Raw genomic sequence first — 18,404 nt, 5'->3', positions numbered from 1 at the left:
CGAAACTCTGACCATGGCCAAGGCCCTGAACCTCGGGCTCGAGAAGGCCATGGCCGACGACCCCCACGTCATCCTCATGGGGGAGGACATCGGTGAGCTCGGCGGCGTGTTCCGTGTGACCGAGGGCCTCAAAGCGAAGTTCGGTGACAAGCGCGTGCTCGACACCCCTCTCGCGGAGTCGGGCATCGTCGGTACGGCCATCGGCATGGCCATGCGCGGCTACCGCCCGGTGTGCGAGATCCAGTTCGACGGGTTCATCTTCCCCGGCTTCGACCAGATCACCTCCCAGCTCGCGAAGCTCACCTACCGTCACGAGGGCAGCCAGAGCTTCCCCGTCGTGATCCGGGTTCCCTACGGCGGGCACATCGGTGCCGTCGAGCACCACCAGGAAAGCCCGGAGGCGTACTTCGCACACACCCCCGGCCTTCGGGTGGTGAGCCCCGGCAGCCCGCACGACGCGTACTGGATGATCCAGGAGGCCATCGCCTCCAACGATCCCGTGCTGTTCTTCGAGCCGAAGAGCCGCTACTGGCCGAAGGGTGAAGTGGACCTCGGGTCCGCCGGCATCCCCCTCCATTCGAGCCGAGTTGTGCGCGAAGGCAGCGAGGTCACCGTCGTCGGGTACGGCCCGACAGTCTCGCTCCTCCTTCAGGCGGCGGATGTCGCGGCAGAAGAAGGCACGAGTGTCGAGGTCGTCGACCTCCGCTCCATCTCGCCCATCGACTACGCGCCGCTCATCGCATCCGTGCAGAAGACCGGGCGGCTCGTCGTCGCGCAGGAGGCACCCGGCTTCGTCTCGGTCGGTTCCGAGATCGCGGCCACCATCGCCGAACGCTGCTTCTACAACCTCGAGGCGCCCGTGCTGCGTGTGGCCGGCTTCGATACGCCCTTCCCGCCCGCCAAGCTCGAAACGGTCTACCTGCCCGACGTCGACCGTGTGCTCGAAGCCGTCGACCGGGCCATGGCCTACTAAAGGAGCGAACCGAATGTCAGAGTTCTTGCTGCCCGATGTCGGGGAAGGCCTTACAGAGGCGGAGATCGTCGCGTGGAAGGTCAAGGCCGGCGACGAGGTGACCGTCAACCAGGTGCTCGTCGAAATCGAGACCGCCAAGTCGCTCGTCGAATTGCCGTCACCCTTCGCGGGAACGGTCTCCGCACTGCTCGTCGAAGAGGGCCAGACCGTCGAGGTCGGAACCCCCATCATCACCGTGTCCGGGGATGCCTCGCCGCCCGTTCCGCGCGAACCGTCCGCCACCACCGAGGTCGCCCAGGCGGCGGCCGCGCACGCAGCACCACCCGCACCGGCTGAGGACGCACCCGCGGAGAAGACCGCGGTGCTTGTCGGCTACGGTTCCGGTGGCCACGGTGCCTCGAGGAGAAAACGAGGTGGCGGAGGCCAGACGGCCCCGGTGCCACCAGCAGCGCTGCCCGCGAGTGTGCCAGCGGCCGCGGCATCCGCCGTCATCGCCAAGCCTCCGATTCGTAAGCTCGCCAAGGATCTCGGTGTCGACCTCACGACGATCACGGGCACGGGACTCGTCGGCGAGATCACCCGCGACGACGTGATTCGTCACGCGTCGCAGGCGAGTGTGTTCCGCAACATCGAGACGCCCGAGTGGGGTGCCGAGCGCGAAGAGGTCATCCCGGTCAAGGGTGTGCGTAAGGCGATCGCCACCGCGATGGCCAAGAGTGCGTTCACCGCACCGCACGTGAGTGTCTTCGTCGATGTGGATGCCACGCGCACGATGGAATTCGTGAAGCGCTTGAAGTCCTCACCCGACTTCGCTGGCATCCGCGTGTCCCCGCTGCTCATCGCCGCGAAGGCCGCGATCTGGGCCATCCGCCGCAACCCGTCCGTGAACTCGACGTTCACCGACAAGGAGATCACGGTCCATCACTACGTGAACCTCGGTATCGCCGCGGCGACCCCGCGCGGACTCGTTGTGCCAAACATCAAGGACGCGCACCAGCTCTCCCTCAAGGAACTCGCTCAGTCGCTCGAGCAGCTCACCATCACCGCACGCGACGGCAAGTCGTCGCCCGCGGATATGGCCGGCGGAACGTTCACGATCACGAACCTTGGTTCGTTTGGCATGGATACGGGTACCCCGATCCTGAACCCGGGCGAGGTGGGCATCCTCGTGCTCGGCACGATCAAACAGAAGCCGTGGGTTGTCGACGGCGAGGTGCGGCCGCGGTTCGTCACAACCCTCGGTGGCAGCTTCGACCACCGTGTGGTGGACGGCGACGTCGTGAGCCGTTTTGTCGCCGACGTTGCCTCGGTGCTCGAAGAGCCCGCCCTCCTCCTGGACTGAGCTGACGGCGCGCCGCCCCTGCGGCAGCGACAGATCTGGCGCGCCGCCGCCCCCTGCGGCGCGCGGTCGCCCCCCGGAGGTCGCCGGCGTGAATGAGCTGTGTTACGGTGTTGATAACGAATCTCATTACCGTTCGCGCTAGAAAGCCATCATGAAGAGACTTCCCCTCGGCGTCATCGCCGTTACCGCCCTCGCGCTCGCCGGATGCGCGGCAAGCCCGACCCCCGACGCCGCGCCCGAGTCTGACGGACCCGCGGTTGTGGCCTCCACCAACGTGTACGGCAACATCGCTTCCGCCGTCGGTGGCGACCTCATCGAGGTGTCGAACATCATCTCCCGCGATGACCAGGACCCCCACAGCTTCGAGGCGTCCGCGCGAGACCAACTCCTCGTCTCCGAGGCAGACCTCGTGATTCTCAACGGAGGAGGCTACGACCCCTTCATGGAGCAGCTCATCTCCGGCTCCGACACCACCGCACCCGTGCTCAATGCCGTTGAGCTGTCCGGCCTGCTCGGCGACGATCACGCGGATGACGACCACACCGAGGATGATCACGCGGAGGAGGAGCACGCCGAGGACGACGGCCACGACCACATCGAGGGGTTCAACGAGCACGTCTGGTACTCGTTCCCCGCCATGGTGAACCTCACGACCGAGATCGCGCACGAACTCGGGGAAATCGACCCGGACAACGCAGCCACGTACACGAGTAACGCGGACACGTTCATCGGCAAGCTCAACGAACTCCAGGCTGAGGCGGACGTCCTCGCCGAGAGCCTCGCCGGCAAGGGTGCCGCGATGACCGAACCCGTGCCCGGCTACCTCCTCGACGCGGTCGGTCTCGTCAACCTCACGCCGCCGGACTTCACCGAGGCGATCGAGGAGGGGGCGGATGTTCCACCCCTCGCACTCCAGGAGACCCTCGACCTCATTTCCTCGGGCTCGGTGGTGATGCTCGGCTACAACGAGCAGACCGAGAGCCCCGAGACCGAGCGCGTGGAAGAGGCCGCGGATGCCGCCGACATCCCGGTCATCTCGTTCACCGAGACCTTGCCGAGCGGCCTCGACTACATCACGTGGATGCAGCGCTACAACCTCGGTGAGATCAGGACCCAGCTGACCTAGTGACCGTCCTCACCATCCGTCAGGGTGCGCTCAGCTTCGGCGAGCGCACCCTCTGGCGTTCCCTCGATCTCGACGTACAGCCGGGTGAGTTCGTCGCCGTGCTCGGTGCGAACGGCTCCGGCAAGACGAGTCTCCTTCGCGCGATCCTCGGGCAGCAGAAGCTCGACTCGGGCACCATCGAGCTCGGCGGCCAGCCCGTGCACCGCGGTGATCGTCGCATCGGGTACATCCCGCAGCAGCGGCTCATCGCACCCGGCACGCCACTACGCGGGCGAGACCTCGTGACGCTCGGCATCAACGGGCACCGGTTCGGGCTGCCCTTCACGTCGTCGACCGACCGCCGTCGAGCGGATGCCGCGATCGCCGCCGTAGGGGCAACCGCCTACGCCGACCAGCCGATGGGGGCACTCTCGGGCGGAGAGCAGCAGCGCCTGCGGGTTGCTCAGGCCACGGCATCCGACCCACTCTTGTTGCTCGCGGACGAGCCGCTTACGAGCCTCGACCTCGCTCACCAGCGCGGGGTCGCAGAACTTCTCGATCAGCAGCGCACACAGACCTCGACCGCGGTGATTTTCGTCACCCACGACATCAATCCCGTGCTCAGCATGGTGGACCGGGTGTTGTACCTCGCGCAGGGGCGCTTCACCGTCGGTACACCAGACGAGGTGTTGCGCTCCGAGGTGCTGAGCTCGCTGTACGGCACCGACGTCGAGGTGTTTCGTCGGGGCGGGCGTGTGTTCGTCGCGGGCGCGGCAGAGGCGGGGCACCACTGATGTACTTCGACTTCAGCAACTACGGCGACATCCTCGCGCTCGTTCAAGCATCCGTCTTCGCGGGAGCCGTGCTCGGTATCGTCGGTGGACTCATCGGCGTCTTCGTGATGCAGCGTGACATGGCGTTCGCCGTTCACGGCATCAGCGAGCTCTCGTTCGCGGGCGCGGCCGGGGCGCTGCTCATCGGCGCCAACGTTGTGCTCGGCTCCGTCGTCGGTTCGCTCATCGCTGCGGCGATCATCGGTGTGCTCGGCGCGCGAGCCCGTGACCGCAACTCCATCATCGGTGTGCTCATGCCCTTCGGGCTGGGACTCGGCATCCTGTTCCTGGCTCTCTACCCGGGTAGGAGCGGCAACAAGTTCGGGCTGCTCACGGGCCAGATCATCTCGGTCAACTTCGATCAGTTGGGCGCCCTCGTCGGTATCTCCGTCGCCGTGCTCATCGTTTTGCTCCTCGTGTGGCGTCCGCTCTCGTTCGACAGTCTCGACCCGGAGGTCGCGGCTGCTCGCGGTGTTCCGTCGCGTTGGTTGAGCCTCGTGTTCATGCTGCTCCTCGGGCTGACGATCGCAGTGTCCGTTCAGGTGATCGGTGCACTGCTCGTCTTGGCGCTGCTCGTCACCCCGGCCGCGGCAGCCCTGCGAGTGTCGGCGTCGCCGATCATGGTTCCCGTGTTGAGCATGCTCTTCGGGCTCGTCTCGGCCGTCGGCGGCATCCTCATCGCGATCGGAAGCTCCCTGCCGATCAGCCCCTTCATCACAACGATCTCGTTTGTGATCTACCTCGTGTGCCGCCTCATCGGCTGGCGGCGGGGCAAAGCCCTCACGCGGGTGCCGTCTACAGTGGAAGCCGTCGGATAGGAGGGTTCATGGTCGTCAAGCGCAACACCTGGCAGCGCGAAGCCGTGCGCGAGGCCCTCGGGGAGTCCGAAGCGTTCGTGAGCGCGCAGGCGCTGCACTCCACCCTCCGGGAACGCGGATCATCCATCGGCCTCGCGACCGTCTACCGCGCGCTCTCCGACCTTGCCGGTGAGGGAGAGGCCGACTCGCTGCAGCAGGAGGGCGAGAGCCTGTACCGGGCGTGCACCCCCGGCACCCATCACCATCACCTCATTTGCCGCAACTGTGGTCTGACGGTTGAGATCGAAGCGGATGCCGTCGAGGAGTGGGCACGTCAGGTTGCCGCCGAGCACGGCTTCACCGAGCCGAATCACGTCGTCGACGTGTTCGGGCTGTGCGCGTCCTGCTCGAAAAAGGCGTAACGCTCGAGCTAGTTCTCCTGCTTGCGCATGCGCCAGGCGCGAATGGCGAGCTGCGTCGCGGCGAACAGCACCAGCACGGCGAAAAGGATGTGCGAAACCAACGTCGGCATGAGGTGCGCGACCACGACACCGGGGTAGGCGGCGAGGGCCGCGGCGACACCCAGGATGAAGCCGTCGAGTGGACTCACGAGTCGTGCGCGCGCGTTCGAGATCGTTCCCGTAACCGACGTGGGGATCATCGCGAGCAGCGACGTGCCCTTGGCGATCAGTTCGCTCACCCCGAAGAGGCCGACGAGTGCCGGAACGATGATCACGCCACCGCCGATACCGAACAGACCCGAGGCGATCCCGACTAGAAGGCCGAGACCGATGAGGGCGATGACCGACCAGACGGTGATGTCGATGGATGCATCCGTCTCCGGTACGACGATGAGCATGCGCACCGCCACGAGAACCAGCAGCACCACAAACATCCAGCGCAGCCAACCCAGGGGGAGTCTGCGCAGCAGGCGTGTTCCGATGAGCGCGCCGACGATACCGCCCGCCGCGACGAGTGCGCCCGCGATGTAGTCGACGTGGAGCTCGAAACCGTAGGTGACAGCCCCGACGATCGCCGCCGGCAGCACCGCCGCGAGGGAGAGGGCTGCGGCGTGACGCTGGTCGAGCTTGATGAGCCAGATGAGCAACGGCACCATGAGGATGCCCCCGCCGATGCCGAACGTGCCCGAGAGGAAACCACCCAGCACGCCGACTCCGATAAGGGCGAGGATGCGGCGGGTCACCCAGCCAGCCTAACCCTCGGTGTGCTCGTCGAATCGCGCAAAGAAGTCGCGAACCTCCGCAGCGTAAAGCTCCGGCACCTCATAGGGTGCGAAGTGTCCACCCCGATCGATCTCGCGATGACTGACGACGTCTGCAACCCGGTCCAGCCACGCTCGCGGGGGTTTGATGATCTCGCCCGCGAAGACCGAGAACCCCGACGGCACGTCGATGTGACGCACGAGATACTCGGGGTCGATGGCGCCGTTGGTTCGATACATCCGGATGCTCGAGTCGATCGTGTTGGTGAACCAGTACGTGCTCAGCAGGTCGAGGATCTCGCTCTTCGTGTAGACCGATTCGAGATCGCCGCCGCAGTCGCTCCACGCACGGAGCTTCTCTACGAGCCACGACGCGAGGCCAGCGGGTGAATCGCTCAGCCCAACCGCGAGGGTCTGCGGTTTTGTGCGGTGGAGCTGCGCGTAGACACCCTCCGACACGATCCACGCCTGCGCCTCCTGGATCAGCGCGAGCTCGTCCCCGGTCAACTGCGACGGGTCGGGATGCCGCGGGATGCCGGCATCCATGCGGTGGATGGCGATGAGTCTCTCCGGATGCTCGAGCCCCAGGTCACGACTGACGTGGCTGCCGATATCGCCGCCGGCGACCGTGAACCTTTCGTACCCGAACGCGGCCATGAGTCGCACCCACAGGGCGGCCACATCTCGCGAATCGAGCACGTCGCGCGGCTTGTCGGAATACCCGAACCCCGGCATATCCGGGATGACGACGTCGAACGCCGGCCCCTCGTCGGGGTTGGTGAGCAGGTCGATGACTTTCTCGTAGCGCCACGTGCCATCCGGCCAGCCGTGGCACAACAGCAGCGGGATGCCGTTGCCGCGCGCCGCGGGAACGTGGATCGCGTGGATGCCGAGGCCGTCGAGCTCCACGCGGTACCTCGGTGTCGTGGCAAGGCGCGCCTCGCGCGCCGCGAAGTCGTAGCCGTCGGCCCAGAACTCGACGAGCTCGCGGAGGTAACCGACATCCGTTCCCCACTCCCAGCCGAAACCGTCATCGGGCCAGCGGGTGTTGCGCAGCCGCGCGCGCAGATCGTCGATCGCGGCCGGATCGTGGTGGATGACGAAAGGTATCGGTTGCGTCATGACCGCGACGCTACCCCCGCCCGCCGACGCGGCCCACGGCCACTCGCGGGACGCTGGACTCAGCGCTTGTAGGCGAGGGCGAGCGCCGCGAGCTTCGCGCGGCTGATCGAACCACCCTGCACAACGTCGCGAATGGTGCGCAGCGCGAACGACGGACCCTGCACGAGGAACGTCGTCACGACACTCTCCTCCCACACGGCCAACTCGTCGCGGATCTTCTCCGGCGGCCCGACGAGGGCGAGCTCCTCGACAAGTTTCGTGGGAACCGCCGCGATCGCCTCACGCTTCTTGCCGGCCAGATACAACTCCTGGATGACGTCGCTCTCCGCCGAGTACCCGAGCCGGTCGATCACGTCGCGGTGGAAGTTCGCACCCTTCGCCCCCATACCGCCGATGTACAGAGCGAGCATCGGGCGCACCATGTCGGCCGCGGCCTCCACGTCGGGGTGCGGCACCACCGGCATCGGGAGGATCACCTCGAAGTCCTCCCGCGGACTGCGCTCGGCAGCGCGCACCGCGAACCCGGCCTCCAGGTTGGTGCGAGCCTCGTCGAGGGCGTTGCGCGACAGCAGGAACGGGATCCACCCGTCCGCGATCTCACCCGCCAGTGCGACGTTCTTTGGTCCCTCCGCCGCGAGGTAGATCGGCAGGTTGGCACGGAGCGGGTGAACGGTGGATTTGAGAGGTTTGCCCAGGTTCGTGGCATCCGGTCCCGTGTAGGGGAGCGGGTAGTGCGGTCCGGCGGAGGTCACCGGATGCTCGCGCGCGAGAACGTCGCGCACGATGCCGATGTACTCGCGGGTTCTCGCCAGCGGCTTCGGGTACGGCTGGCCGTACCAGCCCTCCACGACCTGCGGACCGGAAGCCCCGAGACCCAGGATGAAACGGCCACCCGACAGGTGGTCGAGGGTGATCGCCGCCATCGCCGCCGCTGCCGGGGGCCGCGCCGAGAGTTGCGCGATCGCGGTGCCGAGCTTGATGGTGCTCGTACGCGAACCCCACCACGCGAGCGGGGTGAACGCGTCGGAACCGTAGGCCTCGCTCGTCCAGACCGACTCGTAGCCGAGACGTTCGGCAGTGCGGATTGCTTTGAGCGCGTCCTTCGGCGGACCCGCACTCCAGTAGCCGGTCGAGTAGGCGATGCGCATGCGTCCAGGGTACGCGGGGGTGTGCGCCGCGCGTTGGCGTGGTTTCGAGACGCCGGGCTGCGCCGCGGCTCCTCAACCAGCAGGTACTGCCGCCGCCGCGCTACGCCTGGCGCATGCCGCCGTCGGTCATCTCGCCATCGGTGGTGGGCATGTCCTGGCTGTCGAGCTGGCCGTCCGGCGTCGCCGGGTCGGCGGTTTTGCCCTCCTCGCCGGGCACACCCATCTCGAGCGGCTCGCCCTGGTCCTCATGACCCTGACGCAGGAGGCTCTCGGGGTGCTCGTCGTCCGGCTGCTCATTGTGGATCGTCACGAGGTACTCCCAAAGTCGTGGTCGGTGAACGGGCGGTGGTCATCCGACGGCGGTTCGGGGTGCTCCTCGTCGCCGAAGTCTGGCAGGTTGGCCTCGGCCGCGGGCACCGGAGCTTTCAGCTCGTCGGCTGGGGTCGTTGCATCCGTAGGCATGTGCTTCTCCTTCTCACTAGCTGCGGCTACAGCTCGTTGCGGTAGTCATCGTTGATGTCGACGTCGCGCTGCTGTTCGAGCACGTCGGCCTCGTTCGCTTCCGACGTGTCGATGTCGCCCTGCGGCTCGGTGTCGGCCGGCGCTTCGGGGTCGAGGTCCTGCTCCACCTCGGGGCGGGATTGCTCGATGAAGTCGGCCTCGGGCAGCTCCTCAACACCTTCGCGGGCGGGACGGTCGTCGGGGATTCCGTTGGGGATAGACATTTCTGCTCCTTCGTTAGTGGATTTAGAGGTCTTCGGGCGCGAGGTCGCCTTGGCCGTCCTCGCCGAGTTCGGCTTCGAGCGGATCCTCGCCTTGCGTGTCGGGCTGCGCCTCCTCGGGGATGCCCAGCTCGTCGGCCTCAAAGGCGCTCTGCTCTTCGGCGGCGAGGTCGTCATCGATGCCCTGGTCGCCGCTCACGATGCCCGCGAGGGCTCCGTCATCGAGTTCGTCACGTCTCATGTGGTTCTCCTCAGGTTGTGAGTCGGGGTCGGAGGGTGCTGGCATAGAAGTCGAAGAACGCGTCGGGGTCGGGGCCGGAGTTGTGTAACACGAGGTGGTCGAAACCTGCGTCGCTGAACTCGGCGATCGCGGCGAGGTGCTTCTCGGGGTCCGGCCCCACGGCGAATGCTTCGCGCAGGTCGTCCTCGCGCACGGTCGCCGACGCCGCATCGAAGTTGACGGGGTTCGGCAGCTCGGACATCACCTTCCAGCCGCCGACCGCCCAGCGCTCCTTCTCCATGAGCACCTCGAGCGCGGCCTCCTCCGTCTCGGCGTAGGCGAGTGCCACCTCGCCGTAGAGGGGCCCGCTGCTCTTTTCGCCGCGGAAGGATTGCACGAGCTCCGCGTCGGGTTCGACCGCGAAGAGGCCGTCGCCGAGTTCCGCCGCGAGGGCGACGGAGGGGGCGCCGCTCGCAGCGACCGCGATGGCGGGAAGCTCGTCGGGCAGGTCGAAGACGCGGGCATCCTCGAGCTGAAGGTATGTTCCCGTGTAGCTCTGGTAGCCGCCCTGCCACAGCAAGCGGATGATCTCGAGGGCTTCGCGCAGCATCGCGTGGCGACGGCTGACGACAGGCCAGCCTTGGCCGATGATGTGCTCGTTGAGGTTTTCGCCCGAGCCGACACCGAGCGTGAAGCGCCCGTCGGAGATGATCGCCATGGTGGCTGCGGCCTGAGCAATGATCGCAGGGTGGTAGCGCATGGTCGGGCAGGTCACGCCGGTGACGAGCCCGAGGTTCTGCGTGCTCGCGGCGATAGCGCCGAACAGTGACCACGTGAACCCGCTGTGCCCTTGGGTGTCGAGCCACGGGTGGTAGTGGTCGCTCATCTCGACGAAGTCGAAGCCCGCCTCCTCGGCCTTCAGCGCCTGCCGGATGATCTCTTTCGGCTCGAAGCCTTCGGTCGCCAACTTGTACCCGATCTGCATGCGCGGTCCTCTCGCTTGTGGTCTCCTTCCACGATCCGCCGATCGGATGCCCGTGCCTAGGGGTTGTCGTGAGCGCCCGGTCGCGCTACAGGGCCCTATCCTGTAGCTCGTCACACGAGGGGGCAGGATGCGGTGGAATCCGCTGCGCATCACGCAGAGGCGTTGGAAAGCGGCCTACGTTGTTGCCGGTGTGATCGTTATGTTCGTGCTGGTGAGATCGCTCGTCGGTCTTCCAGTGTGGACTTCCACATTCCTCATTGCCGCCATCGAGTTCGCCATCATCTACGGCGCCACCCGAGTGTTCCGAGGTCGCGACGAGGTGATCGAGCCGCCCCGCGACTGGTGGCGGCTGACGGCGCGCCCACGCGCGGGTTTCGCGCTCGCGGTGCTGTTCTTCATTCCGCGTGTGGTCGTGAACGTTGTGCTCGTGATTGTCGAGCACGAGTGGTCACTGATCGTCTACGTGATCGAGGATGCCGCCCTCGCTGCGTTGTACTTGGGGTCGTCGACGCGGCTCCTGCGCGAAAATCTCCGGCGGCGCAACGCCCTCCCGCCCCGCGCCGCCGCCGAGTAGGCTCCCCGCATGCCGATCAAGCTCGAGAACGTCGCCATCGCCGTGCGCGATCTGGAGGAGACCGTTGCCTTCTTCACGGACCTCGGCCTGACGGTGATCGGCCGTGACGAAGTCAGTGGCGAGTGGACGGACACTGCGGTCGGGCTCGACGGCAACCACGCCAAGATCGCGATGCTGCAGACACCGGACGGGCACGGGCGTCTCGAGCTTTTCGAGTACATCCACCCCGACGCGATCGAGACGGATCCGACCCTTCCGAACGAGATCGGCATGCACCGGGTCGCCTTCTCCGTCGACGACATCGACGAAGCGTTAGCGATCGCCGCCAAGCACGGGTGCTTTCCGCTGCGAGGTGTGGCCACGTACGAGGACGTGTACAAGCTCACGTACGTGCGCGGTCCGAGCGGCATCATCGTGATGCTCGCGCAGGAGCTGCACTAGCGCGTACGCCGCCTGGCGATCGCGGCGGCGCTCACACCGAGCAGAAGCAGCGCGACGGCAAGCCCGAGCGCAACGAATGCGTCGGAGCCGGTGGCCGCGAGTGCACCGACGTGCGTGACACTCAACGTCGAACTGAACGAGCGCCCGGACTCGGCACCTACACCGTGGAGCGCGTGTGTGCCGATGGCAGCGCTCGCCGGGATCGTGACAGTCGCAGTGAAGCTCCCGGATGCATCGGCCACGGCACTGCCGACGACGAGGGTTACGCCACCGAGCCGCAGCTCCAAGCGCACCGTCTCACCCGGGTGGAAACCGCCTCCCGTCACGGTCACCGTATCCCCACGCTTCGCTTCGCTCACCGACGGGGTGACGTGGAACGCGGAGTGGATCGCCGCCGACGCGATCGACGTGAGGTTGGCGACACCCTCCTCGTTGGGGTGCAGGGCCCCGAGCTTGACGCACACGTAACCGTCCGCCTGCGGCAGGTAGCCGTCGTCGCACGACGACTCGAAGTTGACGTACGCGGTGAGCCCCGCAATCCAGGGGTCCGAGGAGCAGAGGGTGTTATCGGTGGTGGAGCTCCAGGTGGAGACGAAGTGGAACCCGTGAGCCTCCGCCTGCGTTTGGAGCGTGTCATCCAGCGCACTCTCGACGGTGTGGATGAACTCGAGGTCCACGCCGGAGAAGGGCACGGCGTTGTCGTTGCTCATGGAGCTGAAGCACGCGTCGGTCGCGTTGGCGGGCGCGATCTGCGGGTAGCCGACCACAAACACCTGCGCGTTGGGCGCGAGCTGTTTGATCGCGTCGAAGGTTGCTGCGAGCCGTGGTTCGACGTCGCCGGAGAGACGGGCGAAGAGGTCAGCGCCTAGGTAGCTGCTGCCGGAGCCGAAGTACTGCGCACAGTTCTCCACGTCGGCACCCACGTCGTAGTAGAGGTACAGCGGGTGGGTGTCTGCTCCGACCTCGTCGCGGATGCACGCCGTGGCGATGTTCGCGAAGCCGAGGTCGTTGCCGCCGATCGCGAACGTGACGATGTCGGTGTCGGCGCTCAGCGCGGCGTTCTGCAACTCGGGAGCGGTGAGGCCCGACAGGGTGACCTGCACTTGGTCGGTCGCGGGCAGCTCGGGCAGCGGGTCGGCGCTCACCGGGATCGGAAAGCTCGTGCCGCTCGGGTAGCCGAGGTTGGCGCTGATCGCGCCGCTGCAGGTCTGGTCGGTGAGGTCAAGCGAGAGCGCGGATGCCACGTTGTGCGGGTAGTTCGCGTCCGCCTGGTAGCACCCGTTCGGGTCGCCGGCGAAGGGACTCGTCGAGGAGTAGGGCGTCAGGCCGAAGCCGGCCGAGTACGAGTCGCCGAGCGCCACATACTCGAGGCCGTCGAGCTCACCGGGTGATGCTGCGCTCGCCGCCGTCACTCCGGCCCCCAGGGCGACAACGATGGCCAGAGAGGCTGCGGCGATTCTCATGGTGCGAGGCTATCGGTGGCGGCCGCCGTCACACCAGGGTCACTTCTCGGTGAGGCGAGGGTCATCCCCGTCCCCGACGATGGGCGGCGCCCACCCTTCGGAGTCGTCGTCCTTCTCTTTGGCTTTCTCCGCTTCGACGTCGGGGTCGGGCCGTTCGGCCACGAGCCAGTATTCCGGCCCTGCGTTCATGATGGTGGTGCTCATTGCGATCCTCCTCGATCCTGTCTCACCTTCCTCTACCGCGGCCCGCGCGACCAGGGGTTGACACGGCGCCGAGAGCGCAGTTGCGACTAGTCGAGGCGACGGATGCCGCGCACAAGTGCACTCTCGAAGCGCCCTGTGATCTCCAGGGGCGCATAGTCGCCGCGTACGCTCGACGTATGGGTGCGAACATCCGCGTGGAGCAGGGTGATATCACCGAGCAGCGGGTGGATGCGATCGTCAACGCCGCGAGCCCGGCGATGCGTGGCGGCGGGGGAGTGGACGGTGCAATCCACCGCGCGGCCGGCCCGGGGCTGCTGCGCGAAAACATCGAGCGCTTCCCGAACGGGTTGCCCGTGGGTGGCGCAGGGTGGACGACCGGGCACAACCTTCCGGCACGCAACGTGATCCACGCGGTCGGACCCATCTACGGCACGGGCACACGCGATCAGCTCGTTGCCGCGTACGCGAACGTGTTGCGGGTCGCCGATGAGCTCGGCGCGGAGGCGGTCCCGTTCCCCCTGATCAGCGCGGGCGTCTACGGGTGGCCGCGCGCAGACGCGATCCAGGCGGCGTTCGATGGCGTCGCGGCATCCGGCACCCGGGTGCGTGACATCGTGTTCGTCACACCGCACGACGACATCGCGCGCGACATCGAGTCGGCGCTGTGGAAGGCCACGCCCCTGCGGATCCTGCAGGCAGTGCGTGTGCTGCACGAGCGCGGGTACGAGACTGTGCGCATTCACCCGGGTATGAGTCCGTCAGGGATGTACTGGCGCGGAATGCTCGTGGCGGGCGACACCGAGCTGCTCGGTTACACGACCGGCAACGGCGCCGATGTCGCGGGGATGGATGTCACGGCCGCGACCACCCCGGATGCCCTTGCCGACCACCTCCTCACGCTAGCCCCGGGGCTCACGCCCGAACCGAACCCGCGCTACACAGAGTGGTACCGCGGGCTCCTCGAGCGTGTGGAGGAGGAGTACGCCCTGCCGATCGCGTTCGCGGACTACTTCGATGCGTCCGAGGGCTGGGAGATCGGCTGGGGCAGCGGGGTCCGCGTGCCGCACCCGCCGGAGTGAGCGCCGGTTCGCGCGCACAAGTAGTCGCACCTGCGCTCTCGACTCGCTAGCCCTCGAGGTCGAACTCGGCGGCGGGGGAGAGGATGCCGTTGGCCTGCACGGTCACGACGTGGCGGCCCGGGTAATAGGTACGGGTTGTGATCGGCCGGAACGAGTGCCGCTTGCCCACGACCGCAGCCTCGCCGGGCGCGAGCTGGCGTGACGCAAGCTTGAAGGTCTTGTGGCTGAGCATCCCGTTCGCCCGCACGAAGCCGATCGAGTAGTCGATCGCCACCGTGGCATCGGTCTCGCCGTTGTTGGTCACCACACTCGAGAACTCGATGGTGCCGCCCGCGGGAACCGACACGCTCGAGAGGGTGGGACGGGCGACGTGCAGGCCGTCGCCGGTGTAGCCGAGCAGCGCCAGTGCGTCGAGATCGGCCTTCTTCACGAGGGTGCGAAGGCCGTGCCGCAGCACCCACGGAGTGTTCGCGTCCGAGTTGTCGCGCCACGTGCGCGCGATCTCGGTCACCAGTGCGGGATTGCTCCGGCTGAGGTCGTTGAGGTGGTTGGCCGTCGAGCGGCGCACGTACTCCTCGGGGTCGCGGTACGTCGCATCGATGATCGATCGCGTGGCATCCGGATGCTCGATCAGCCACGGCACGCGCCGAGCCCAGGGCAGATACGACCGCGAGCCTTCGGTGGCAAGTCTGCGCACGTGTTCGTTGTCGTGAGCGGTCCACGTCCGCATGATGTCGAGCGCACGTTGCGGGCGCTCGATGAGCAGATCGCGAATGGCGAACTCGCTGCTGAGGCCGATCGTGAGCTGGGCCAACAGGTCCATTCCGGCATCGAAGTCGGCCTCCGAGCCGCTCTCCCGTGCTCGCGTCGACACGAACTCCGTCACCGGCCAGATCATCCACCCCGCGAAGCGCGGCTCGGCGAGCACGTCGGTGACGACCCTTTCCGCGGTCGGGAACCCTCCAGGGATGTCTCGAAGAAGCGCATCACGAACCAGGTCGACACGGTCTCGCAGGCGCTTCGCCTCGAGGTTGCGCGCGACATCCTCGAGAGAGGGCAGCTCGAGCTGCGGTGCCACCGACACCAGGGAATCCCGGAGCCGCGCGACAACGCCCGGGTTGATCAGCTCGTCCATCGTTCCCACGGGGCTATCCTCTCGTTCACCTACGACGTCCATGTGCCAGACGCCCGCCCGCGGTCGGAGCAGCGGTACCAACTGCTCCGGTCGATCGGGTCGTCACGCCAGCGAGATCTTCAGATCGCTGATGCGGTCATCCGTCGTCACGAAGTCGAACGCGAACACCCAGGGGCCGCCCGGGAGATCGGCCTCGGAACCGGCGACCAGTCGTCCGTTCTCGTAGGACTGCGGGGTCAGCACAACCTTCGGCGTGATGATGTCGTGATCGACCCACGCGCGGATGGCGTCCGGGCTGGTGTGGGTGTGGCCGTCGTCGCCGACGCTCGCCTGATCGGCGAAGGTGGCGACCACCCCGTCGAGGTCGTGGGCGTTCGTGGCGTTGACGAAGTCCTCGATGGGCTTCGGGAGGGTGATGGAACTCATGACTCTTCTCCTTCTTCGGCCGCGATCCGCGGCTTTCAGTGACAGCCGTTTACTGTCTTCCAGGACAATAACACAGATGCTGTCCTGCACGACAGTAATTCGATAGACTTCCCCCATGGACGATCCCCGCACTAGCGAGCCGCTCCGGCGACTGCAAGCCAGCGACTTCCCGTACCGCTCCGACCTGCTCGCCAACCTGAGCGCGCTCATCCTGCTCTGGGATTCGCCAGCCATCCAGGGCGACATCCTCGCCAAGAGCGGCGAGTCCATCGACCAGCAGTCTCATGCGACGCTGAGGCACCTCCTTGCGTGGGGGCCGATGCGGCCAACCGCACTCTCCGAGGTGCTGGCGACCGGTGCATCCCACGTGAGCAAGATCGTCGGACGCCTCGAGGCCGACGGGCTGGTTGTGCGCGCACCTGATCCGAGTGACCGCCGCGCGACGCTCATCAGCCTGACCAGCGCTGGCGAAGAAGCGGCGCGCGGTGTTTATGCGCTCGGTGATCGCATGATCGCGGAGGTGCTCGAGGACTGGTCGGATGCCGACATCCGCGAGTACACCGCTCTGACCGAGCGATTTGTGGGGGATGCCATCGCCTCCGCCGCGCGCATGCTCGAGCGCGGGCTGCTGCCGCCGAAGGGCTGAGCCGCCCGCGACGCTACCCCTCGCGCCTACCCGTTGTGGCCGGGCCCCGACTTGAACGCTTCGGAGACGACGGCGCCGACCTGCACACCGATAACGAGGCCGAGCACGGTGGCGACGGTGGTGCTGAGGAGGTCCTCGGTGCCGTCGGCGTGGGTCGCGAGCCCGCTCACCGCGATGAGCCCGAGCGACCCGGGCACGAGCAGCCAGAACACGGGTCGGAACGTGACGATCGCCGGCAGGCTCGGCCACCCGCGCTCGACGAGTCGCAACCCCGCGAGCAGGATCGCCGCGGTGAGCCCCGCCGCGAAACCCGCGCCGAGCACGGGCGTGAGCAGCACCGACCCCGCGTAGGCGAGCAGCAGCGTCGCGGTGATGACGAGGGTGACGGGAACCGTCGCGGCCAGGAACAAGCCGACCCCGACGCCGATGAGGGCGACGGCCGGCCATCCGAAGATCGCGTCGACGGATGCCGCGGCCTCCCCGCTCCCGCCTCCGATCACCACCGCGGTCTCCTGGAGTCGGCCCCCGAGTATCCCGACACCCGCGACCGACCCCGCGGCGAGCAAACCCCACACCGTGAGCCCCGCAACCAGTCGCCCACCTCCGGACACCACGTCGCCTGCGCTCACCTCAATGAGCGCATTCGTGACCGCGGCACCGGGAATGAGGATGACGAGGGGCGCTGCGATGGCGAAGAACGGGATCTCCGCGATGCCGAAGACGACGGCGGTGAGGCCGACGAGCAGCGAGATCGCGAGCGCCAAGAAGAAGGGGAGCACGGCGGCGATGCGCGGGTAGCGACCGGCGTAGGTGAGCACGCCGCCCACGAGAATGCCGAGCACGGCGTCGAGTGCGACCGCCCACCACGGGGCGCCGAGCACCACCGCGATGCCGCCCGAGACAAAACCGCTTCCGATGAGCGACAGCCACAGCGGATAGCGGGGGCGCATCGCGTAGACGCGGTCGATGCCGGACTGCAGCTCGTGCCACGGCATCCCGCGCTCGGCTTCGGCCGCGAGTTTGCCGACTATCCCCACCTGCTCGAACGTGAACGAGGTGCCGGTGGAGGCGAGCACACGCGCGCGGTCCCCGTCGTCCACGAACACGCCGCTCGGCAGCGCGCCGACGGTGAAGTCAGCCTCATTACTGCCGGCCACCGCGCGGGCGATGCGGCTGACATCCGTGACCGCGTACCCCGCATCGAGGAGCGCCACCCCGAGCCGCCCGATCGCCTCAACCTGTTCGTCGGGTGCGGGTTCGGCCATGGCGTCACTCTACTTTGGGGTGCGGGTGGGTGCGGTCGCGGCGCGAGAGTGCAGTTGTGTGCGGTCCTCGCGCGACAACTAGTCGCAACTGCATTTTCAGGACATCGCTCTGACCCATCATCCATTGGCGCGCGAATTCATTCACGCAGTCGCTGCAGTTACGATGAGCGTGTGTCAACTTCCCCCGTGCTCGACGTGCTGGGATCCGGGTTGACCCTCCGCATAACCACCCTCGGGTGGAAGGTCGCTTACATCGGCGTCGGGTGGCTCGCCTTCATCGCCGCGAGGCTCGCGTTCGAGTTCCTAGGCGTCGACGCGATCCCGGTGGTAGACCAGGCGTTCGTTATTCACTTCGCGCTGCTGAGGTTCCTCTGGGTGTACTACGGCACGCGTATATTCCGGGGCGCGGACGAGCGGGTTGAACCTCCCCGACCCTGGTGGCGGATGACCGCTGGACACCGCGCCGGATTCTGGCTCGCCGCATACTTTGGAGGCAACCTGATCTTCACGGCGGCTGCTGCGGTCGCGGATCCTATGTACGTCGCGGGATGGGTCTCTGCGCTCGTGCTGCTGGCGTTAACGGCGTTGTACCTCGTGAGTAGCGCGCGGCTCCTGTGGCAGAAGGTGTGAGCGCGCCCGACTTGGCGTGAACCGTGGCGAACCTGCCAGAATCTGTCACAACCCGGGGGCCTACGTTGTCGT

General features: G+C 67.0%; 24 protein-coding genes. 11 read left to right on the top strand and 13 right to left on the bottom strand.

Annotated features, from left to right (window positions below; translation table 11 throughout):
• Positions 1 to 13: 13 nt before the first annotated feature.
• The 6 genes from LH407_RS07140 to LH407_RS07115 all read left to right on the top strand — a co-directional run bounded on the left by LH407_RS07140 (position 14) and on the right by LH407_RS07115 (position 5,472).
• Complete coding sequence (locus tag LH407_RS07140) at positions 14 to 973, top strand: alpha-ketoacid dehydrogenase subunit beta (RefSeq protein ID WP_322134956.1); 960 nt, start codon at positions 14 to 16, stop codon at positions 971 to 973.
• Between the two features lie 13 nt (positions 974 to 986).
• Positions 987 to 2,315, top strand: a complete 1,329-nt coding sequence (locus LH407_RS07135) for a dihydrolipoamide acetyltransferase family protein (protein WP_322134679.1) — start codon at positions 987 to 989, stop codon at positions 2,313 to 2,315.
• Positions 2,316 to 2,466: 151 nt separating this feature from the next.
• Entirely contained in the window at positions 2,467 to 3,441 is a 975-nt protein-coding gene (locus tag LH407_RS07130; protein WP_322134680.1) for a metal ABC transporter solute-binding protein, Zn/Mn family, read from the top strand.
• On the top strand, positions 3,441 to 4,214 hold the full coding sequence (locus LH407_RS07125; protein ID WP_322134681.1) for a metal ABC transporter ATP-binding protein: 774 nt from the start codon (positions 3,441 to 3,443) through the stop codon (positions 4,212 to 4,214). Before LH407_RS07130 ends, LH407_RS07125 begins: the two co-directional genes overlap by 1 nt.
• Entirely contained in the window at positions 4,214 to 5,071 is an 858-nt protein-coding gene (locus tag LH407_RS07120; protein WP_322134682.1) for a metal ABC transporter permease, read from the top strand. Before LH407_RS07125 ends, LH407_RS07120 begins: the two co-directional genes overlap by 1 nt.
• Before the next feature lie 8 nt (positions 5,072 to 5,079).
• Positions 5,080 to 5,472 carry a Fur family transcriptional regulator gene (locus LH407_RS07115; protein ID WP_322134683.1) on the top strand — a complete coding sequence of 131 codons (393 nt, stop codon included), beginning with the start codon at positions 5,080 to 5,082 and terminating at the stop codon, positions 5,470 to 5,472.
• An 8-nt stretch (positions 5,473 to 5,480) separates the two neighbouring features.
• Here LH407_RS07115 and LH407_RS07110 read toward each other — a convergent pair whose 3' ends face one another.
• The 8 genes from LH407_RS07110 to LH407_RS07075 all read right to left on the bottom strand — a co-directional run bounded on the left by LH407_RS07110 (position 5,481) and on the right by LH407_RS07075 (position 10,469).
• The gene (locus tag LH407_RS07110; protein WP_322134684.1) at positions 5,481 to 6,254 is read right to left on the bottom strand and encodes a sulfite exporter TauE/SafE family protein; all 774 of its coding nucleotides are present in this window, start codon (positions 6,252 to 6,254) and stop codon (positions 5,481 to 5,483) included.
• Positions 6,255 to 6,263: 9 nt separating this feature from the next.
• Positions 6,264 to 7,394, bottom strand: a complete 1,131-nt coding sequence (locus LH407_RS07105; protein ID WP_322134685.1) for an epoxide hydrolase family protein — start codon at positions 7,392 to 7,394, stop codon at positions 6,264 to 6,266.
• A gap of 59 nt (positions 7,395 to 7,453) precedes the next feature.
• Positions 7,454 to 8,542, bottom strand: coding sequence for an LLM class F420-dependent oxidoreductase (locus LH407_RS07100; protein ID WP_322134686.1), 1,089 nt, complete (start codon positions 8,540 to 8,542; stop codon positions 7,454 to 7,456).
• Between the two features lie 100 nt (positions 8,543 to 8,642).
• Entirely contained in the window at positions 8,643 to 8,852 is a 210-nt protein-coding gene (locus LH407_RS07095) for a hypothetical protein (protein ID WP_322134687.1), read from the bottom strand.
• Entirely contained in the window at positions 8,849 to 9,004 is a 156-nt protein-coding gene (locus tag LH407_RS07090) for a hypothetical protein (protein ID WP_322134688.1), read from the bottom strand. Before LH407_RS07090 ends, LH407_RS07095 begins: the two co-directional genes overlap by 4 nt.
• A gap of 26 nt (positions 9,005 to 9,030) precedes the next feature.
• Positions 9,031 to 9,267 (bottom strand): hypothetical protein, encoded by a 237-nt coding sequence (locus tag LH407_RS07085; RefSeq protein WP_322134689.1) that lies wholly within the window; start codon positions 9,265 to 9,267, stop codon positions 9,031 to 9,033.
• Between the two features lie 22 nt (positions 9,268 to 9,289).
• Entirely contained in the window at positions 9,290 to 9,505 is a 216-nt protein-coding gene (locus tag LH407_RS07080) for a hypothetical protein (RefSeq protein ID WP_322134690.1), read from the bottom strand.
• Between the two features lie 10 nt (positions 9,506 to 9,515).
• Complete coding sequence (locus LH407_RS07075; RefSeq protein WP_322134691.1) at positions 9,516 to 10,469, bottom strand: TIGR03557 family F420-dependent LLM class oxidoreductase; 954 nt, start codon at positions 10,467 to 10,469, stop codon at positions 9,516 to 9,518.
• A 127-nt stretch (positions 10,470 to 10,596) separates the two neighbouring features.
• Here LH407_RS07075 and LH407_RS07070 point away from each other — a divergent pair, with 127 nt between their 5' ends.
• Both LH407_RS07070 and LH407_RS07065 read left to right on the top strand, forming a co-directional pair.
• The gene (locus LH407_RS07070; protein ID WP_322134692.1) at positions 10,597 to 11,043 is read left to right on the top strand and encodes a hypothetical protein; all 447 of its coding nucleotides are present in this window, start codon (positions 10,597 to 10,599) and stop codon (positions 11,041 to 11,043) included.
• 9 nt (positions 11,044 to 11,052) lie between these two features.
• A complete protein-coding gene (locus LH407_RS07065; RefSeq protein ID WP_322134693.1) occupies positions 11,053 to 11,484 on the top strand; it encodes a VOC family protein in 432 nt (143 codons plus the stop codon).
• On the opposite strand, the gene LH407_RS07060 is transcribed toward LH407_RS07065, so the two are convergent.
• The gene (locus tag LH407_RS07060) at positions 11,481 to 12,947 is read right to left on the bottom strand and encodes an SGNH/GDSL hydrolase family protein (RefSeq protein WP_322134694.1); all 1,467 of its coding nucleotides are present in this window, start codon (positions 12,945 to 12,947) and stop codon (positions 11,481 to 11,483) included. The two genes, LH407_RS07065 and LH407_RS07060, sit on opposite strands and share 4 nt — an antisense overlap.
• Before the next feature lie 39 nt (positions 12,948 to 12,986).
• Positions 12,987 to 13,151 carry a hypothetical protein gene (locus tag LH407_RS07055; protein WP_322134695.1) on the bottom strand — a complete coding sequence of 55 codons (165 nt, stop codon included), beginning with the start codon at positions 13,149 to 13,151 and terminating at the stop codon, positions 12,987 to 12,989.
• A gap of 176 nt (positions 13,152 to 13,327) precedes the next feature.
• On the opposite strand from LH407_RS07055, the gene LH407_RS07050 reads away from it, so the two are divergent.
• Complete coding sequence (locus LH407_RS07050) at positions 13,328 to 14,230, top strand: macro domain-containing protein (protein ID WP_322134696.1); 903 nt, start codon at positions 13,328 to 13,330, stop codon at positions 14,228 to 14,230.
• A 46-nt stretch (positions 14,231 to 14,276) separates the two neighbouring features.
• Here the strand turns inward: LH407_RS07050 and LH407_RS07045 are convergent, their stop codons facing one another.
• Both LH407_RS07045 and LH407_RS07040 read right to left on the bottom strand, forming a co-directional pair.
• Positions 14,277 to 15,365 carry a DNA alkylation repair protein gene (locus tag LH407_RS07045; protein WP_322134957.1) on the bottom strand — a complete coding sequence of 363 codons (1,089 nt, stop codon included), beginning with the start codon at positions 15,363 to 15,365 and terminating at the stop codon, positions 14,277 to 14,279.
• Between the two features lie 102 nt (positions 15,366 to 15,467).
• Entirely contained in the window at positions 15,468 to 15,791 is a 324-nt protein-coding gene (locus LH407_RS07040) for a nuclear transport factor 2 family protein (protein ID WP_322134697.1), read from the bottom strand.
• 115 nt (positions 15,792 to 15,906) lie between these two features.
• Between LH407_RS07040 and LH407_RS07035 the strand changes: the two genes are divergently transcribed.
• Entirely contained in the window at positions 15,907 to 16,437 is a 531-nt protein-coding gene (locus LH407_RS07035; RefSeq protein WP_322134698.1) for a MarR family winged helix-turn-helix transcriptional regulator, read from the top strand.
• A gap of 26 nt (positions 16,438 to 16,463) precedes the next feature.
• Here LH407_RS07035 and LH407_RS07030 read toward each other — a convergent pair whose 3' ends face one another.
• A complete protein-coding gene (locus LH407_RS07030) occupies positions 16,464 to 17,702 on the bottom strand; it encodes a threonine/serine exporter family protein (RefSeq protein WP_322134699.1) in 1,239 nt (412 codons plus the stop codon).
• 186 nt (positions 17,703 to 17,888) lie between these two features.
• On the opposite strand from LH407_RS07030, the gene LH407_RS07025 reads away from it, so the two are divergent.
• Complete coding sequence (locus LH407_RS07025; protein WP_322134700.1) at positions 17,889 to 18,332, top strand: hypothetical protein; 444 nt, start codon at positions 17,889 to 17,891, stop codon at positions 18,330 to 18,332.
• Positions 18,333 to 18,404: the final 72 nt, after the last annotated feature.

It is taken from the genome of Antiquaquibacter oligotrophicus (assembly GCF_020535405.1).
GTDB classification, from domain to species: domain Bacteria; phylum Actinomycetota; class Actinomycetes; order Actinomycetales; family Microbacteriaceae; genus Rhodoglobus; species Rhodoglobus oligotrophicus.
The sequence above is the reverse complement of the archived record's forward strand: the minus strand, read 5'-3'. Positions and strand labels throughout refer to the sequence as shown.

What these genes read in the sequence shown, in the direction of transcription:
- LH407_RS07055 (WP_322134695.1), bottom strand. Translation starts at nt 13,151, where the DNA reads ATGAGCACCACCATCATGAACGCAGGGCCGGAATACTGGCTCGTGGCC.
- LH407_RS07100 (WP_322134686.1), bottom strand. Translation starts at nt 8,542, where the DNA reads ATGCGCATCGCCTACTCGACCGGCTACTGGAGTGCGGGTCCGCCGAAG.
- LH407_RS07135 (WP_322134679.1), top strand. Translation starts at nt 987, where the DNA reads ATGTCAGAGTTCTTGCTGCCCGATGTCGGGGAAGGCCTTACAGAGGCG.
- LH407_RS07040 (WP_322134697.1), bottom strand. Translation starts at nt 15,791, where the DNA reads ATGAGTTCCATCACCCTCCCGAAGCCCATCGAGGACTTCGTCAACGCC.
- LH407_RS07030 (WP_322134699.1), bottom strand. Translation starts at nt 17,702, where the DNA reads ATGGCCGAACCCGCACCCGACGAACAGGTTGAGGCGATCGGGCGGCTC.
- LH407_RS07035 (WP_322134698.1), top strand. Translation starts at nt 15,907, where the DNA reads ATGGACGATCCCCGCACTAGCGAGCCGCTCCGGCGACTGCAAGCCAGC.
- LH407_RS07140 (WP_322134956.1), top strand. Translation starts at nt 14, where the DNA reads ATGGCCAAGGCCCTGAACCTCGGGCTCGAGAAGGCCATGGCCGACGAC.
- LH407_RS07050 (WP_322134696.1), top strand. Translation starts at nt 13,328, where the DNA reads ATGGGTGCGAACATCCGCGTGGAGCAGGGTGATATCACCGAGCAGCGG.
- LH407_RS07120 (WP_322134682.1), top strand. Translation starts at nt 4,214, where the DNA reads ATGTACTTCGACTTCAGCAACTACGGCGACATCCTCGCGCTCGTTCAA.
- LH407_RS07045 (WP_322134957.1), bottom strand. Translation starts at nt 15,365, where the DNA reads ATGGACGAGCTGATCAACCCGGGCGTTGTCGCGCGGCTCCGGGATTCC.
- LH407_RS07065 (WP_322134693.1), top strand. Translation starts at nt 11,053, where the DNA reads ATGCCGATCAAGCTCGAGAACGTCGCCATCGCCGTGCGCGATCTGGAG.
- LH407_RS07070 (WP_322134692.1), top strand. Translation starts at nt 10,597, where the DNA reads ATGCGGTGGAATCCGCTGCGCATCACGCAGAGGCGTTGGAAAGCGGCC.
- LH407_RS07080 (WP_322134690.1), bottom strand. Translation starts at nt 9,505, where the DNA reads ATGAGACGTGACGAACTCGATGACGGAGCCCTCGCGGGCATCGTGAGC.
- LH407_RS07090 (WP_322134688.1), bottom strand. Translation starts at nt 9,004, where the DNA reads ATGCCTACGGATGCAACGACCCCAGCCGACGAGCTGAAAGCTCCGGTG.
- LH407_RS07105 (WP_322134685.1), bottom strand. Translation starts at nt 7,394, where the DNA reads ATGACGCAACCGATACCTTTCGTCATCCACCACGATCCGGCCGCGATC.
- LH407_RS07130 (WP_322134680.1), top strand. Translation starts at nt 2,467, where the DNA reads ATGAAGAGACTTCCCCTCGGCGTCATCGCCGTTACCGCCCTCGCGCTC.
- LH407_RS07085 (WP_322134689.1), bottom strand. Translation starts at nt 9,267, where the DNA reads ATGTCTATCCCCAACGGAATCCCCGACGACCGTCCCGCCCGCGAAGGT.
- LH407_RS07075 (WP_322134691.1), bottom strand. Translation starts at nt 10,469, where the DNA reads ATGCAGATCGGGTACAAGTTGGCGACCGAAGGCTTCGAGCCGAAAGAG.
- LH407_RS07060 (WP_322134694.1), bottom strand. Translation starts at nt 12,947, where the DNA reads ATGAGAATCGCCGCAGCCTCTCTGGCCATCGTTGTCGCCCTGGGGGCC.
- LH407_RS07115 (WP_322134683.1), top strand. Translation starts at nt 5,080, where the DNA reads ATGGTCGTCAAGCGCAACACCTGGCAGCGCGAAGCCGTGCGCGAGGCC.